The sequence below is a fragment of the Streptomyces sp. NPDC055287 genome, from assembly GCF_053646035.1.
Window position 1 is genome coordinate 217,588 of record NZ_JBSHNE010000002.1, and the last position, 14,912, is coordinate 232,499.

The following is a 14,912-nucleotide window of genomic DNA, read 5'->3' on the forward strand; positions in this document are numbered from 1 at the left end:
CCGGTCAGTTGGTGAAGACCGCGACCCCGTCGCCGGTGGCGTGCGCGGGCTCGAGTTCCTGTGCGTCGTGGACCAGGGACGTGCGCCGGGCCCGTACGACGGCGGCCGCGGCGACGGCGGTCACGGCTGCCACCACGAACGGGACGTGGATGTCGCTCCACTCCTCGATCTTGGGGGCCAGGAAGGGTGCGGCGGCCGCCGCGAACCAGCGGACGAAGTTGTAGCCGGCGCTCGCCACCGGCCGGGGCGCGTCCGACACACCCAGGGCCAGTTTCGTGTAGACGGTGTTGTTCATGCCGATGAACGCGCCGGAGGCGATGGTGGCGGAGACCGCCACGGCGTGGTCGCCGTACCCGAGGATCAGCAGGTCGGCGGCGAGCATCAGCAGGGAGCCGCCGAGTGCCTTGAGCGAGCCGAAGCGCCTCCGCAGGCGTGGTGCGACAAGCACCGAGAAGACGGCGGGCAGCAGGCCCCAGGCGAAGAAGACCGCGCCCGACCTGTACGGCGTCATGTTCAGCACGAACGGCGTGAAGGCCAGCACCGTGAAGAAGGCGTAGTCGCCTACCCTCCGCCAGATCGTTGCAACATGCATAGAGTGAGCGAGAGGCTCCAATAATTGCAAGTTGCATCTAGTTTTCCCCGGCGAGGGCGCGCTCCGGACGGGTGATCGTCCTTGACGCGAGGACGGCCGGGGAGGACCGTTGGGCCCTATGAGGGGCGAACCCAGTTGCCCGAAGTGCGGTGGCCGGGTCAGGGCGCCCGGTCTTTTTGCCGACTCCTGGCAGTGCGACGTGCACGGGACGGTGCACCCGCAGCAGCCAGTGATCCCACCCAGCGTCGAGGCCCTCACCGTCGCGGTGAAGCGCGCCAAGGTGCCGGTGTGGATGCCGTGGCCGCTGCCGGTCGGCTGGCTGTTCACGGGGGTGACCTGTGCGGGTGACGACCGAAGTGGCTCACGTGCCACGGCCGTCGCCTGCTCGGGCCCGGGACCGCTCGGCGGTCTCGGCGAAATATTGCTCGTCGCGGAGGAGCTCGGAGTCGGCCTCGGCGCGCGCTACGCGGGTGTGGAGGGTCCCGATCCCGGTGCGTACATGAGCATGGACAAGCCGCCGCAGGTCAAACTGCTCGCGGCCGGACGGCCCACCCCGCTGTGGCACCTCTCCGGCGTCCCCGACGACCGCGCCGTCTTCGCGGGCGAGGCGTGCGGGCTGTGGCTGTGGGCGATCGTCTGGCCGGAGCAGTCGGGCCTGATGATGTACGACGAGCTGATACTGACCGACCTGCGCGAGGCGGGCGCGGAAGTGGACCTCGTGCCGTGCGGGGCGCTGTCCCCGCGACTGCTGACCTGACCGGCCGCGTCCGACCCGGGGCCCCGGTCCCCGCGGTGGGCGTGGGCCGATCCGGGGGTGTTCGATTCCCGGCTATCCTTGACCGGTCCCCCCGTCCCGCCGAGCCCCGGAGCCAAGCGTCGTGCGCATCGACCTGCACACCCACTCCACGGCTTCGGACGGCACGGACACCCCCGCCGAGCTGGTGCGCAACGCGGCGGCCGCCGGACTCGACGTCGTGGCCCTCACCGACCACGACTCCACGCGCGGGCACGCGGAGGCGATCGGGGCGCTCCCGACGGGTCTGACCCTCGTCACCGGAGCCGAGCTCTCCTGCCGCCTCGACGGCATCGGGCTGCACATGCTGGCCTACCTCTTCGATCCGGACGAGCCCGAGCTGGCGCGCGAGCGCGAGCTGGTACGGGACGACCGGGTGCCCCGCGCGCAGGGCATGGTCGGCAAGCTCCAGGAGCTGGGCGTACCGATCGAGTGGGACCGGGTGGCCCGTATCGCCGGAGACGGCTCGGTCGGCCGCCCGCACATCGCGTCCGCGCTGATGGAGCTCGGCGTCGTCGAGACCGTCTCCGACGCCTTTGTGCCCGACTGGCTGGCCAACGGCGGCCGCGCGTACGTCGAGAAGCACGAGCTCGACCCCTTCGACGCGATCCGCCTGGTCAAGGCGGCCGGCGGAGTCACCGTCTTCGCGCACCCGGGCGCCGCCAAGCGCGGCGACACCGTTCCCGAGAGCGCGATAGCCGCACTGGCCGCCGCGGGTCTCGACGGGATCGAGATCGACCACATGGACCACGACGAGCCGACCCGCGCGCGCCTGCGCGCTCTCGCCGCAGATCTCGGGCTGCTGGCCACCGGGTCCAGCGACTACCACGGCAGCCGGAAGACCGTACGGCTCGGGGAGTTCACCACGGACCCCGAGATCTACGGCGAGATCACGCGGCGCGCGACCGGCGCGTTCCCCGTGCCGGGCGCGGGCGGAAGCCCTCGGCCGTAACTCCGCCTGCGCGGCTCCGCTTTCCCGGTCACCCCTTCCTCGTAAGACCCTCTTCTCGCAAGGCTTCACTGTGCTCGACTTTGCCGTTTTCGGATCCCTCTTTCTCACGCTTTTTGTGATTATGGACCCTCCTGGGATCACCCCGATCTTTCTTGCCCTCACTTCGGGCCGGCCTGCCAAGGTGCAGCGCAGGATGGCCTGGCAGGCCGTCGCCGTCGCCTTCGGCGTGATCGCCGTATTCGGCGTGCTCGGCCAGCAGATCCTCGACTACCTGCATGTGTCCGTGCCCGCGCTGATGATCGCGGGCGGTCTGCTGCTGCTTCTGATCGCACTCGACCTGCTCACCGGCAAGACAGACGAGCCGACGCAGACCAAGGACGTCAACGTCGCGCTCGTACCGCTCGGGATGCCGCTGCTCGCGGGCCCCGGCGCGATCGTCTCGGTCATCCTGGCCGTCCAGCACGCCGGCAGCGCGAAAGCGCAGGTCTCGGTCTGGGCGGCGATCGTCGTCATGCACGTGGTCCTGTGGCTCACCATGCGCTACTCACTGTTGATCATCCGCGTCATCAAGGACGGCGGCGTGGTCCTGGTGACGCGCCTCGCGGGCATGATGCTGTCCGCGATCGCGGTGCAGCAGATCATCAACGGGGTCACCCAGGTGATCCAGGGCAGCTGAGCCGGGACCGGACGCACGAGCGCCCCCGTACGCGGTGCACGGGGGCGCCTACCTCAAAACAAACCTCTACTGAGTGTTATGAAGCCGAGGTCTCGGCCGGGCGGATGTAGATGCGCTGGCCGACTGAGGCGGCCTGCTGCACGATCCGGTTGACGGAGGCGGCGTCCACGACGGTGCTGTCAACGGCGGAACCGTCGACGTCGTCCAGGCGCATGATTTCGAAGCGCAAGGCTTCTCCCTTCGTCTGATCCTCCTGCTGGAGAACTATGTATGGGAACGCGAGGCTAGGCGCCTCGCGTTCTCTATGGGTTACAACGATGTGCCCACCACAGTCATTCCCTACGCTAAAGAAAACTTTCGGCTCTCTAAATACTCGCTGGTAGCCGGACCGGTTGTGCGCGCTCGGTCACGCCACGGACAATGAGAGCCGTATGGACGACGCACAGCCTTCGGGCCCCTCTGAACTCGCCAGGGTCACCGCCCGCCTGGAGCGCACCAACGAGCTGCTCCAGCGCATGCTTGCCGAGGTGGCGAAGACCCCTTCCACCCACGCGATCTTCGTCGACGCCGGCTATGTCTACGCGGCGGCCGGACTGCTCGTGACCGGGACCGAGGACCGCAGGTCCTTCGACCTCGACGCGGAAGGGATCATCGAGGCCTTCATCGACAAGGCCCGCACGATCTTCGCGGACAGCAGGCTGCTGCGCGTGTACTGGTACGACGGGGCCAGGCGCCGCATCCACACCACCGAGCAGCAGTCGATCGCCGAGCTGCCCGACGTCAAGGTCCGCCTGGGCAACCTCAACGCCAACAACCAGCAGAAGGGCGTCGACTCCCTGATCCGTACGGACCTGGAATCGCTGGCCCGCCACCGCGCCATCAGCGACGCGGCGCTGGTCGGCGGCGACGAGGACCTCGTCTCGGCGGTCGAGGCGGCGCAGGGCTACGGTGCACGCGTCCACCTGTGGGGGATCGAGGCGGGGGAGGGGCGCAACCAGGCCGAGCCGCTCCTGTGGGAGGTCGACAGCCAGCGCACGTTCGACCTCGAATTCTGCAAGCCGTACGTCACGCGGCGCCCGGTGACGACGTACGAGAACGAGGGCACCCCACGGCCGAGCCGCGAGGACGTCCGCTTCATCGGAGCGCAGATCGCGGCCGCCTGGCTGGGCGCGCGGGGCCGGGAGTCGCTGGCCGACCTGCTGCCGGGCCACCCCTACCTGCCGGGATCGGTGGACCAGGAGCTCCTGGTGGAGGCCGAGCGGCTCCTCCAGCGGTCCCTGCGCGGTCACGCGGACCTGCGGCGGGCGCTGCGGGACGGCTTCTGGCAACACCTTCAGGCGCAGTACTAGTCAGCTCTCTCCCGCCTTGGAGTACGGTGCCCGCGCGGTGCTAAAGGGCGTCCCAGAAGCCCGCCAGCGCCTTCGCGGTCTCCTCGGGGCGGTCGGTGTTCGGCGAGTGCTGGGCGCCCTCGATCACCGTCCGGTACGCGCCGAGCCGCCCGGCCATCTCGTCGATCAGCGGCACGGGCCAGGTGTCGTCGGAGGCGCCCGAGATCACATGCACCGGCAGCCCCACTGCGGCGAGTTCGTCCACACGGTCCGGCTCGCCCGTCAACTGCCGCCCGGTGGCGACGAGCTGGGCGGGGTTGTGCCGCAGCCAGCGGGCACGCAGGCCGGCGCCGTCGAGGTCGGTCTCCTCCGGCGGATCGAGCGCCCGCATGGCCTCCCACACCTGATCCATGGTCATGGCGCCGAGGGCTTCCGTCAGTAGGGAGATCTTCTGCTGCTGGGCGGGAGAAACCTCCGCGGGGCCGGACGACATGAGGGTCAGCGACGTGAACGGCGAAGCGTCGAGGAGTACGGCCGCGCGGGAGATCTGGCCGCCGAGCGAGTGCCCGACGAGATGCACCGGCGTGCCGGCGGCCCGGGCCTGAGCGAGGATGTCGAGCGCCAACTCGCCCTGGCTGTAGGCCTCTTGGCTCTCCGGTCCCTCGGACTCGTACTGGCCTCGTCCGTCGACCGCGACGACCCGGTAGCCCGCTTCCGCGAGCGGCACCAGCATCGCGATGAAGTCTTCCTTGCTCCCGGTGTACCCGGGCAGCAGCAGCGCGGTGCCCCTGGGCCGCGTGCCCCGGGGTTCCGCTTCGAGTGCGGCGAATACGCCGCGCGACGTGCGCAGGGACAGCGCGCGGGTACCGGGGGGCGGGGTGAACGTGGGCGGCCGGCTCATGCGACGAGGCTACGCGCCGATGGCCCGGCCCCCGCGAAGGGGGACCGGGCCATCGGCGACGCCGGCTGCTCAGCCTCGCTCGCTCAGCTCTCCGGCTGAGCGGCAGCGGCCGCGCGGGTGCGGCGGCGCGGAGCCTTCACCGGAGCGGCCTCCGCCTCGGCGGACGCGACGGCCTCGGCCGGCTTCGCGGCGCGCGTACGGCGACGGGGCGCCTTCTCGGGGGCGGCCTCGGGCTCCGCCACGGGGGCGGGGACCGTGGCCTCGGCGGTCTCGACCGCGGCGTCGGCGGTGCGGGTGCGGCGGCGGGTCCGCTTGGGAGCCTCGGGCTCCGCTGCGGGGGCCGGCGCCTCGACCGTTTCGACAGCGGCGACGGCGTCGGCGGTACGGGCGCGGGTGCGGCGGGTGCGCTTCGGCGCCTCGGGCTCCGCCGCGGGGGCGGGGGCCGGTGCCTCGGTTGTTTCGACCGCTGCGACCGTCTCGGCCGTGGCGTCGGCGGTGCGGGTGCGGCGGCGCGTCCGCTTGGGGGCCTCGGGCTCCTCCGCCGGGGCGGGGACCGTTGCCTCGACCGTCTCCACCGTCTCTGCCACGGCGGCGCGGGTACGGCGGCGGGGCTTCTTCGGGGCCTCGGGCTCCGCCGCGGGGGCGGGGACCGGAGCCTCCAGCGTCTCCACCGCGGCCTCCGTCACACGGGTGCGGCGACGACGGCGGGGGGTACGGGCCTCGGCGGGAGCCTCGGGAGCCGCAGGGGACTCCGGCGCCCCGGTGGCCGAGGGGCCGGCGGAGACCGCCGTCGCCTCGTCCGCCGACACCGGCGCGCCGTTGCGCGTACGACGACGCTGACGCGGCGTACGCGGCGCACGCTCCTCGGTGACGGCCGGCGCGGCGGCGGCCGGTGCGGACTTGCGCCCGCGGCCGCCCGTCTCGCCCAGGTCCTCGACCTGCTCCGCGCGCAGACCCGCGCGGGTCCGGTCGGCCCGGGGCAGTATGCCCTTCGTACCGGCCGGGATGCTCAGGATCTCGTACAGGTGAGCAGACGTGGAGTACGTCTCCTCCGGCTCGTCGAACGGCAGGTCCAGCGCCTTGTTGATGAGCTTCCAGCGCGGGATGTCGTCCCAGTCGACCAGCGTGACGGCGATGCCCTTCGCGCCCGCGCGGCCGGTGCGGCCCACGCGGTGCAGGTACGTCTTCTCGTCCTCGGGGGACTGGTAGTTGATGACGTGCGTCACACCCTCGACGTCGATGCCGCGGGCGGCGACGTCGGTGCAGACGAGCACGTCGACCTTGCCGTTGCGGAACGCGCGCAGCGCCTGCTCACGCGCGCCCTGGCCGAGGTCGCCGTGGACCGCGCCGGAGGCGAAGCCGCGCTTCTCGAGCTGCTCGGCGATGTCGGCGGCGGTCCGCTTCGTACGGCAGAAGATCATCGCGAGACCGCGGCCGTCAGCCTGGAGGATGCGGGAGACGAGCTCCGGCTTGTCCATGTTGTGCGCGCGGAAGACGTGCTGCGTGATGTTCGCGACGGTCGCGCCCTCGTCGTCGGGCGACGTGGCGCTGATGTGCGTCGGCTGCGACATGTACTTGCGGGCGAGGCCGATGACGGCGCCCGGCATGGTCGCCGAGAACAGCATCGTCTGACGCTTGGCCGGAAGCATCTTCATGATCTTCTCGACGTCGGGCAGGAAGCCCAGGTCGAGCATCTCGTCGGCCTCGTCGAGGACGAGCGAACGCACATGGGAGAGGTCGAGCTTCTTCTGGCCGGCGAGGTCCAGCAGACGCCCGGGTGTACCGACGACGATGTCGACGCCCTTCTTGAGCGCCTCGACCTGCGGTTCGTACGCACGGCCGCCGTAAATGGCGAGCACACGGACGTTGCGGACCTTGCCGGCGGTCAGCAGGTCGTTGGTGACCTGCTGGCACAGCTCACGCGTCGGTACGACGACGAGCGCCTGCGGAGCCTCGGTCAGCTTCTCGGGCGCCGCCCGGCCCGCCTCGACGTCCGCGGGGACGGTCACGCGCTCGAGCAGCGGAAGGCCGAAGCCGAGCGTCTTGCCGGTGCCGGTCTTGGCCTGGCCGATGACGTCGCTGCCGGAGAGCGCGACGGGGAGCGTCATCTCCTGGATGGGAAAGGGGGACGTGATGCCGACGGCCTCAAGGGCCTCGGCGGTCTCGGAAAGGATCCCGAGGTCTCGGAACGTAGTCAGGGTGCTGCCTCTTCTGTGAGACGCGACGCCACGCGAACGAAGGGGGTCGTACCGTGCCTGGTTTCGTCCGGCCGGAATTAGGGCCGGGAGGCGCGGGACCACGTGCCGTCGCTCAAGCGCTCGTGTCGCTGAGGGGGCCCCTCATCTTGCGGTCGTACGCCTTGGTACGCCCCGCGTGGAGGGCTGTCGGGTCGGAGCCGATCGGGCCACCGACCGGGCATCCTCATTCAATTGCGCCCGCGAAATGCCCTGGGCACTCTGCTAGCGCTTTACCACTGTACCCCGGAATCGCGCAGGTGTGTCGGTACGATTTCCCGGATCGGGGTGACAGCAGTGGCTGACCAGGCCCTTCCGCCCCGGGGAGAGCGGGCTATTGTGCGGTTCATGGAGACGCCTGACAACGCCATTTCACCCGAAGAGACACCCCGCACCGGTATCGCCGCCCAGGACTGGGCCACGGCGTCCACCGAGCCGAACTACCACGCCGCGGTCGTGGACCTGCTGGGCGCACTCGCGTACGGAGAGCTGGCGGCCTTCGAGCGCCTCGCCGAGGACGCCAAGCTCGCCCCGACGCTCGCCGACAAGGCGGAGCTGGCGAAGATGGCGTCGGCGGAGTTCCACCACTTCGAGCGGCTGCGCGACCGGCTGACCGCGATCGACGAGGAGCCGACAGCCGCGATGGAGCCCTTCGCGAAGGCCCTCGACGACTTCCACCGCCAGACCGCGCCCTCCGACTGGCTCGAGGGACTGGTCAAGGCGTACGTCGGTGACTCGATCGCCAGCGACTTCTACCGCGAGGTCGCGGAACGGCTCGACTCGGACACCCGCGCACTGGTGCTCGCCGTGCTCGACGACACGGGCCACGGGAACTTCGCGGTGGAGAAGGTACGTGCCGCGATCGAGGCCGACCCGCGCTGCGGCGGCCGGCTCGCGCTGTGGGCGCGCAGGCTGATGGGCGAGGCGCTCTCGCAGGCGCAGCGGGTCGTGGCGGACCGTGACGCGCTCTCCACGATGCTCGTGGGCGGCGTCGCCGACGGGTTCGACCTGGCGGAGGTGGGACGGATGTTCTCGCGGATCACCGAGGCCCACACCAAGCGCATGGCGGCGCTCGGCCTGGCGGCGTAACGCCGCGGACGGACGCTACGCCGCCGCCGAACGACGGATGCGGCCCCTGGGGCGGATGAGGAGCGACAGCAGAACCGCTCCCACCGCCACCGCGCCGATCAGCGTCGCCACGACATGACCCGGGCCGAGTGCGGAGTGGGTGACGTACGCGCCGAACAGGGCCCCGAGCGGCCCCGCGGCCAGTACGACACGCCGTGAGGGCAGCCGGTCCCCGAGCCGGTGGGCAGCCGCCCAGGCCAGGGCGAAGCCGAGGGCGATGGAGCCGAGAGCTTCCAGGATCACGTGGTTTCCTCCCGTGCAGCCAGGGTGCGAATCGGTCGTAGCCCGTACTACCCCCGCCCAGCGGAAGGCAACCCTCCCCTCCTCCGGTCCGGCGACGAGGCCGGCGTACGAGGGGATGCGAACAGACGGAACCGGCCCGGTGGGATGTCCCACCGGGCCGGTTCCGTCTGTGGTGCTGTGTGGTGCCGACGCCTACAGCGCGCCGAAGCCCACCCTGCGCGTCGCCGGCTCGCCGATCTCCACGTAGGCGATCCGGTCAGCGGGAACGAGGACCGTACGGCCCTTGTCGTCCTTGAGGCTGAGCAGCTGCGCCTTGCCGGCCAGCGCGTCGGATACCGCGCGCTCGACCTCCTCGGCGGACTGCCCGCTCTCCAGAACGATCTCCCGGGGCGCGTGCTGCACGCCGATCTTGACCTCCACGGCTATGTCCCTCCGACGGTCAGTGCTGCGGTGCGCGGTCGTCGCGCCGTACGCAGCACACATTAGCCCGGTGAGGCGACACGCAACGCTCCGACGCCGCACGCCAGAAGCGAACACGCATCGGGAACACTTCCCGTACACGCACCGGCACGGACCGCTTCACTCCCACGTCAGTGCTCGCTGCCGTGCAGCGGGAAGCCCGCGATGCCGCGCCAGGCGAGCGATGTCAGCAGCTGCACCGCGGTGTCGCGCGGGATCGTGCTGCCACTGGAGAGCCAGTAACGGGCGACGACCTGGGACACGCCGCCGAGGCCGACGGCCAGCAGCATCGACTCGTCCTTGGACAGGCCGGTGTCCTCGGCGATGACCTCACTGATCGCCTCCGCGCACTGGAGCGAGACACGGTCGACGCGCTCGCGCACGGCGGGCTCGTTCGTCAGGTCCGACTCGAAGACCAGGCGGAACGCGCCGCCCTCGTCCTGGACGTACGCGAAATAGGCGTCCATCGTCGCGGCCACGCGCAGCTTGTTGTCCGTGGTCGAGGCGAGGGCGGTGCGTACCGCCTGGAGCAGCGACTCGCAGTGCTGGTCCAGGAGGGCCAGGTAGAGCTCCAGCTTTCCCGGGAAGTGCTGATACAGGACCGGCTTGCTCACACCGGCTCGCTCGGCGATGTCGTCCATCGCCGCCGAGTGGTACCCCTGCGCGACAAAGACCTCCTGCGCCGCGCCCAGAAGTTGATTGCGTCGGGCTCGGCGGGGCAGGCGTGTGCCGCGTGGGCGTGCCGCCTCTGTCTGCTCGGTGGCTGTCACGCCGCCTCCCATGTCTTTCAGTGTCGCGGCCTTTCAACAGCACGGCCATTCCGTGCGCCGTGTGCGCCGCGCCCGCCATCGTACTTTTGGGTAACCCGGGTGTGCGCGGTGCGGACGGAGAATTTCACGGACCGGACGGCCGCGGAAGGACCGATCACATGCTGATCAGGTGCTGAGCAGGGACTTCGGCCGACCCCGTCAGCGATAGTCGTCCTCGTCGACGGTGACCACGCGGGCCTGCTCGGCGGCGTCCCCGTCGGCAGCCTCCCCGGTGTCGATGCCGGTCGGACGGTCGTCGTGCGTCTGCTGCCACTCCGTGCGCTGCTCGGCGGCGTCCGCCTCGGAGGCGTCGTCGTCGAGCTCGTCGGGTTCGTCGGAGGACCCCACGTCTGCGAAGGTCTCCGGGTCGGTCGGATCGACAGACATCTGGTTGCCTTTCGGGAGGAAGCACGGGGCGGCGCGTACGCCCTTTGCTCCGAGGGTAGATCTGTGACGGCGAACACACGATTCAGTGCGTGATCGTCTCGTAACATTGCCGCATGCCTTCGACCGAGCTGCCCGGGTCCAGCCTCGCCGCCGCCACCGCGGTGCCGCGGGTCAGCGCCGTGCGGGTCGCCGACGGGGAGAAGCTGCGCTCCGTCACCCTGCCGGGACTGACGCTGAACCTACGCACGCGGCCCCCGGCACGCACCGGCCTGCCGGCCGCGCTGTACGTGCACGGGCTCGGCGGGTCCTCGCAGAACTGGTCGGCCCTGATGCCGCTGCTCGCCGACCACGTCGACGGCGAGGCGGTCGACCTGCCCGGCTTCGGCGACTCCCCGCCGCCCGACGACGGCAACTACTCGGTCAGCGGCCAGGCGCGCGCGTGCATCCGGCTGCTCGACGCGGGCGGCCGCGGCCCCGTCCACCTCTTCGGCAACTCGCTGGGCGGCGCCGTCGCCACGCGCATCGCGGCCGTCAGGCCCGACCTGGTGCGCACGCTCACGCTCGTCTCGCCCGCTCTCCCCGAACTCCGGGTGCAGCGCACGGCGGTGCCGACCGGACTGCTCGCACTGCCGGGAGTCGCCTCGCTGTTCGCCCGGCTCAGCAAGGACTGGACCGCGGAGCAGCGCACGCGCGGGGTGATGGCGCTCTGTTACGGCGATCCCGAGGCGATCACGCCCGAGGCCTTCGAGCACGCCGTGCAGGAGATGGAGCGGCGGCTGGAACTGCCGTACTTCTGGGACGCGATGACGCGCTCGGCGCGAGGCATCGTCGACGCGTACACACTGGGCGGACAGCACGGTCTGTGGCGGCAGGCGGAGCGGGTGCTCGCGCCGACGCTGCTGGTGTACGGAGGGCGGGATCAGCTCGTGTCGTACCGTATGGCGCGCAGGGCGGCCGCGTCGTTCCGCGATGCGCGGCTGCTGACCATGCCCGACGCCGGGCACGTGGCGATGATGGAATATCCGGAGGCGGTCGCCAGCGCTGTCCGGGAACTGATCAATGACAGCGGTAGGAGCTGATCCGGCGCGTGGGACGTCATAGTCGCCGAGGCCCCGCACCCAAGGGGACTGCCGAGAAACCCGCCATACCGGGCACCGGTGAGGCAGCCGCGGCAGGTCCGGACGCGGGGGACGGACGGCGCGGACGGGTGAGAGACGCGGGGTACGACGCCGCGCCGGCGCCCGCGCCCCAGCGGCCGCAGCAGCGGCATCAGCAGTACGGCGGCACTCCGGCTCACGGGGTGCCGCAAGTGCGCGGCGGGCATCCCGAGCAGCGGGAGTCGGGCGGCGGCTGGGGTGCGGCGCCCGGCGGCAGGTACGGCGACTGGCAGGGTGCTCCGCGCGGGCCGCAGGGACGGCCGCCGGGCCCGCCGGGACCGCAACAGGGCCCGCCGGGAATGCGGCCCCAGGGCCACACGCAGCCCCAGACCCAGGCGCGTTACGCGGCGGCCGGAGCCCGGATTCCGGGACCGCGGCAGGAGTTCGTCGAGGCCTTCGACGCGCCGTCCGGGACTCCGCCGGAAGGCGATCCGTACGGCCCGGTCACCGGCCGGGACGAGACCGCTGCCACGGCCTCCGCCGCTGACGCCGGCCACGACGACGATCCCCACGACGCATACGACGCCGCGCCCGCCAAGGGCGCCAAGGGGCGGGCCTTCACCGGGATCGCCGCGGCCGCGGTGACCACCGTGCTCGCCGTGGTGGTGGCCGGGCAGGTCGCCCAGGGCGAGCAGGACCCCGTCGCGGCCCCGGCCACCGGGGACAGGAACACCCGTGAGAGCGACGCCTCGCGTTCGGACGCCCGGCCGACGCCGTCCCGGGGGGTGGCAGATGCCCCGGCGACGTACGCGCAGCAGATGGCCAGGACCTACCCGATCGACCCGAAGCTGAAAGGCGGAGGCGACTTCCAGGCGATCGGCGGGTTCGACAAGGCGCCGGGCAAGGGGCAGAAGTACTCCTACCGGGTGGACGTCGAGAAGGGACTCGGCCTCGACGGCGCTCTCTTCGCCCGTGCCGTGCAGGAGACCCTCAACGACGACCGGAGCTGGGCGCACAACGGGGCCATGACGTTCGAGCGGATTTCCTCGGGCCGGCCCGATTTCGTCGTCACGCTCGCGAGTCCGGGCACCACCGGTGTGTGGTGTGCGAAGTCCGGCCTCGAAACGCTCTCCGGAAACGTCTCGTGCGATTCGGCGGCGACCGAGCGCGTGATGATCAACGCGTTCCGGTGGGCGCAGGGGGCCGATACGTTCGGCAAGGACAAGATGTTCGCCTACCGGCAGATGCTCATCAACCATGAGATCGGCCACCGGCTCGGGCACGGTCACGAGAATTGCGAGACGCCGGGCGAACTCGCGCCCATCATGCAGCAGCAGACGAAGTCGCTCGACATCGACGGCGTCAAGTGCAGGCCCAACCCCTGGGTGTTCCCCGGCAGTTGAGCCTCCGCTGCGCGCCGGCCACAGCCTGACGCCCCGTAATCGAAAGGCCCCTTAGCGCGACAGAACGCTACGGCGGGGCGAAAGTTACGCGTGTTCACCCCTTTTGGTGGCGCGATGGACAACCGTCCGTCGCGTCACCGGCATGTCCGCATACGGTCGGTCCCGCTGCGAGTCGCCGGACCAACGGCGGCCGCCCACAAGGGAGATCGGGGGTGTGCTCGTGCGGATCGGACTGCTCACGGAGGGTGGCTACCCGTATGCGACAGGTGAATCCAGGCTCTGGTGCGACCGGCTCGTGCGCGGGCTCGCGCAGCACGCGTTCGACATCTACGCCCTGAGCCGCAGCGCCCGGCAGGAAGCGGAAGGCTGGATCCCCCTGCCGCCGCAGGTGCAGCGGGTGCGTACCGCGCCGCTGTGGGCGCCGGAGGACGACGGCAGCACCTACGGCCGGCGCGAACGGCGCCGCTTCGCCGGGCACTACCGGGAGCTGGTCGACGCCGTCTGTGCGCCGGACGAAGAGGACGCCGGCCGGCGTTTCGCCGCCGGGCTCTACGGACTCGCGGAGCTGGCCGGGGAGCACGGCGGGCTGCACGCCGCCCTGCGCTCCGAAGTCGCCGTGCGCGCCCTCGAAGCCGCCTGCCGCGCGCCGGGCGCCAACCGTGCCGTACACGCCGCCAAGGTCCCCGACTACCTCGAGTTCGCCGACCTGCTCGAGCGCGCTCTGCGGCCCCTCTCGCTGGACTGGTACGACGACGAGAGCCTCGGCGCCGTCGATCTGTGCCACGCGGCGTCGGGCGGGTCCGCCGCCCTGCCGGGGTTGCTGGCCAAACGCTTCTTCGGCGTTCCGCTGCTGGTCACCGAATACGGCGTACAGCTGCGGGCGCGCTACCTCGCGGCGGGCGACACGGCCCGGAGCGCGCCGGTACGGACGCTGCTCGCCTCCTTCCACGGCAAGCTCGCCGCCGAGGTGTACGACCGGGCCTCCCTCATCACACCGGGCAACACGCACGCCAGGCGGTGGCAGGAACGGTGCGGCGCCGACCGCGCGAAACTGCGCACCGTCTACCCCGGCATGGAGTCCGAGTGCTTCGCGGCGCTCGGGGAGGGGGGCGACGGCGGCGACCCGAGCACGCTGGTCTGGGTCGGGCGCGTGGAGCCGGCGAAGGACCTCATCTCGCTGCTGCACGCCTTCGCCGAAGTGCGAAAGGCGGAGCCGCAGGCGCGGCTGCGGATCGTTCACAGTCGGCACGGGCAGGGTGCGGAGGCCGCCGCGTATCTCGCGCACTGCGAGGCGCTGGCCACCCAGCTGTTCCCCGACGAGGCGGCCGACGCGCACGCCGTCGGTGACAACCCCGTCTCCTTCGAGGAGATCGGCGGGCCCGAGGTACCGGACCTCGCCGCCGCGTACGCGGCGGGCAGCGTGGTCGTCCTCTCCAGCGTCGTCGAGGGCTTCCCGGTCAGCCTCGTCGAGGCGATGTTCTGCGGGCGCGCCACGGTCTCGACGGATGTCGGCGCGGTCGTCGAAGTCATCGGTGGTACGGGCCTGGTGGTCCCGCCCCGCAATCCCCGCGCCCTGGCCGACGCCTGCGGGGCGCTGATGCGCGATCCGCAGCGGCGGGAGCGGCTGGGAGCGGCGGCACGCGCACGTGCGCTCGAACTCTTCACTGTCGAGCAGAACCTGGCGGCATTTCGAGGCATTTACCTGGAGCTGATCTCGCACTGCCCGGTGCGGCGGGAGCCGGTGGGCGCGGACGGCGAACCCCTGCTCTTCGCCCACCCGGCGGAAGCGCACGTGCCGGGGCGGTGGGCCGGCGGCGGGGCGTCGGCCCCGGGCTGGGCGGACGCCGCGGACCCTTCGCAACGCGTGGGCGCGGGTGCAGGACCGGGGCTGGGGGAGCGCGATGTCTGAG

The 14,912-nt window shown here is 71.5% G+C and carries 15 protein-coding genes and 1 pseudogene; 8 read left to right on the forward strand and 8 right to left on the reverse strand.

The genetic code is table 11. The features are described from left to right. Positions 1-4: 4 nt before the first annotated feature. A pseudogene (locus tag ACWIHY_RS04300) lies at positions 5-559 on the reverse strand (MFS transporter); the annotation flags it as partial. A gap of 151 nt (positions 560-710) precedes the next feature. On the opposite strand from ACWIHY_RS04300, the gene ACWIHY_RS04305 reads away from it, so the two are divergent. From ACWIHY_RS04305 to ACWIHY_RS04315, 3 genes are all read left to right on the forward strand, one after another. Then, positions 711-1,349, forward strand: a complete 639-nt coding sequence (locus ACWIHY_RS04305; RefSeq protein ID WP_454374075.1) for a DUF6758 family protein — start codon at positions 711-713, stop codon at positions 1,347-1,349. Positions 1,350-1,470: 121 nt separating this feature from the next. Then, positions 1,471-2,337 carry a PHP domain-containing protein gene (locus tag ACWIHY_RS04310; RefSeq protein ID WP_454374076.1) on the forward strand — a complete coding sequence of 289 codons (867 nt, stop codon included), beginning with the start codon at positions 1,471-1,473 and terminating at the stop codon, positions 2,335-2,337. A 70-nt stretch (positions 2,338-2,407) separates the two neighbouring features. After that, positions 2,408-3,013, forward strand: coding sequence for a MarC family protein (locus ACWIHY_RS04315; RefSeq protein WP_454374077.1), 606 nt, complete (start codon positions 2,408-2,410; stop codon positions 3,011-3,013). A gap of 76 nt (positions 3,014-3,089) precedes the next feature. Here the strand turns inward: ACWIHY_RS04315 and ACWIHY_RS04320 are convergent, their stop codons facing one another. Beyond that, positions 3,090-3,242: a hypothetical protein gene (locus tag ACWIHY_RS04320; protein ID WP_093799180.1), complete on the reverse strand. Its 153-nt coding sequence runs from the start codon at positions 3,240-3,242 to the stop codon at positions 3,090-3,092. Positions 3,243-3,444: 202 nt separating this feature from the next. Here ACWIHY_RS04320 and ACWIHY_RS04325 point away from each other — a divergent pair, with 202 nt between their 5' ends. Continuing rightward, complete coding sequence (locus tag ACWIHY_RS04325) at positions 3,445-4,362, forward strand: NYN domain-containing protein (protein WP_454374078.1); 918 nt, start codon at positions 3,445-3,447, stop codon at positions 4,360-4,362. 40 nt (positions 4,363-4,402) lie between these two features. Here ACWIHY_RS04325 and ACWIHY_RS04330 read toward each other — a convergent pair whose 3' ends face one another. After that, positions 4,403-5,242: an alpha/beta fold hydrolase gene (locus ACWIHY_RS04330; RefSeq protein ID WP_454374079.1), complete on the reverse strand. Its 840-nt coding sequence runs from the start codon at positions 5,240-5,242 to the stop codon at positions 4,403-4,405. A gap of 83 nt (positions 5,243-5,325) precedes the next feature. Next, a complete protein-coding gene (locus tag ACWIHY_RS04335; protein WP_454374080.1) occupies positions 5,326-7,350 on the reverse strand; it encodes a DEAD/DEAH box helicase in 2,025 nt (674 codons plus the stop codon). Positions 7,351-7,824: 474 nt separating this feature from the next. Here ACWIHY_RS04335 and ACWIHY_RS04340 point away from each other — a divergent pair, with 474 nt between their 5' ends. After that, complete coding sequence (locus tag ACWIHY_RS04340) at positions 7,825-8,565, forward strand: ferritin-like fold-containing protein (protein ID WP_454374081.1); 741 nt, start codon at positions 7,825-7,827, stop codon at positions 8,563-8,565. A gap of 15 nt (positions 8,566-8,580) precedes the next feature. On the opposite strand, the gene ACWIHY_RS04345 is transcribed toward ACWIHY_RS04340, so the two are convergent. The 4 genes from ACWIHY_RS04345 to ACWIHY_RS04360 all read right to left on the reverse strand — a co-directional run bounded on the left by ACWIHY_RS04345 (position 8,581) and on the right by ACWIHY_RS04360 (position 10,502). Next, positions 8,581-8,847, reverse strand: coding sequence for a hypothetical protein (locus tag ACWIHY_RS04345; RefSeq protein WP_454374082.1), 267 nt, complete (start codon positions 8,845-8,847; stop codon positions 8,581-8,583). A gap of 192 nt (positions 8,848-9,039) precedes the next feature. Next, a complete protein-coding gene (locus tag ACWIHY_RS04350; protein ID WP_189715631.1) occupies positions 9,040-9,267 on the reverse strand; it encodes a DUF3107 domain-containing protein in 228 nt (75 codons plus the stop codon). A 170-nt stretch (positions 9,268-9,437) separates the two neighbouring features. Then, complete coding sequence (locus ACWIHY_RS04355; RefSeq protein ID WP_069930470.1) at positions 9,438-10,076, reverse strand: TetR/AcrR family transcriptional regulator; 639 nt, start codon at positions 10,074-10,076, stop codon at positions 9,438-9,440. A 198-nt stretch (positions 10,077-10,274) separates the two neighbouring features. Continuing rightward, positions 10,275-10,502, reverse strand: a complete 228-nt coding sequence (locus tag ACWIHY_RS04360; RefSeq protein WP_454374083.1) for a hypothetical protein — start codon at positions 10,500-10,502, stop codon at positions 10,275-10,277. Positions 10,503-10,615: 113 nt separating this feature from the next. Between ACWIHY_RS04360 and ACWIHY_RS04365 the strand changes: the two genes are divergently transcribed. The 3 genes from ACWIHY_RS04365 (at position 10,616) to ACWIHY_RS04375 (ending at position 14,911) form a co-directional block, all read left to right on the forward strand. Next, positions 10,616-11,581, forward strand: a complete 966-nt coding sequence (locus tag ACWIHY_RS04365) for an alpha/beta fold hydrolase (protein WP_454374084.1) — start codon at positions 10,616-10,618, stop codon at positions 11,579-11,581. An 8-nt stretch (positions 11,582-11,589) separates the two neighbouring features. Further along, positions 11,590-13,002, forward strand: a complete 1,413-nt coding sequence (locus ACWIHY_RS04370) for a DUF3152 domain-containing protein (protein ID WP_454374085.1) — start codon at positions 11,590-11,592, stop codon at positions 13,000-13,002. A 220-nt stretch (positions 13,003-13,222) separates the two neighbouring features. After that, positions 13,223-14,911: a DUF3492 domain-containing protein gene (locus tag ACWIHY_RS04375; RefSeq protein WP_454374409.1), complete on the forward strand. Its 1,689-nt coding sequence runs from the start codon at positions 13,223-13,225 to the stop codon at positions 14,909-14,911. Position 14,912 lies beyond the last annotated feature (1 nt).

Excerpts from the sequence above, each read along its gene's own strand:
- ACWIHY_RS04330 (WP_454374079.1), bottom strand. The coding sequence starts at position 5,242 with ATGAGCCGGCCGCCCACGTTCACCCCGCCCCCCGGTACCCGCGCGCTG.
- ACWIHY_RS04335 (WP_454374080.1), bottom strand. The coding sequence starts at position 7,350 with ATGACGCTCCCCGTCGCGCTCTCCGGCAGCGACGTCATCGGCCAGGCC.
- ACWIHY_RS04305 (WP_454374075.1), top strand. The coding sequence starts at position 711 with ATGAGGGGCGAACCCAGTTGCCCGAAGTGCGGTGGCCGGGTCAGGGCG.
- ACWIHY_RS04360 (WP_454374083.1), bottom strand. The coding sequence starts at position 10,502 with ATGTCTGTCGATCCGACCGACCCGGAGACCTTCGCAGACGTGGGGTCC.
- ACWIHY_RS04340 (WP_454374081.1), top strand. The coding sequence starts at position 7,825 with ATGGAGACGCCTGACAACGCCATTTCACCCGAAGAGACACCCCGCACC.
- ACWIHY_RS04325 (WP_454374078.1), top strand. The coding sequence starts at position 3,445 with ATGGACGACGCACAGCCTTCGGGCCCCTCTGAACTCGCCAGGGTCACC.
- ACWIHY_RS04365 (WP_454374084.1), top strand. The coding sequence starts at position 10,616 with ATGCCTTCGACCGAGCTGCCCGGGTCCAGCCTCGCCGCCGCCACCGCG.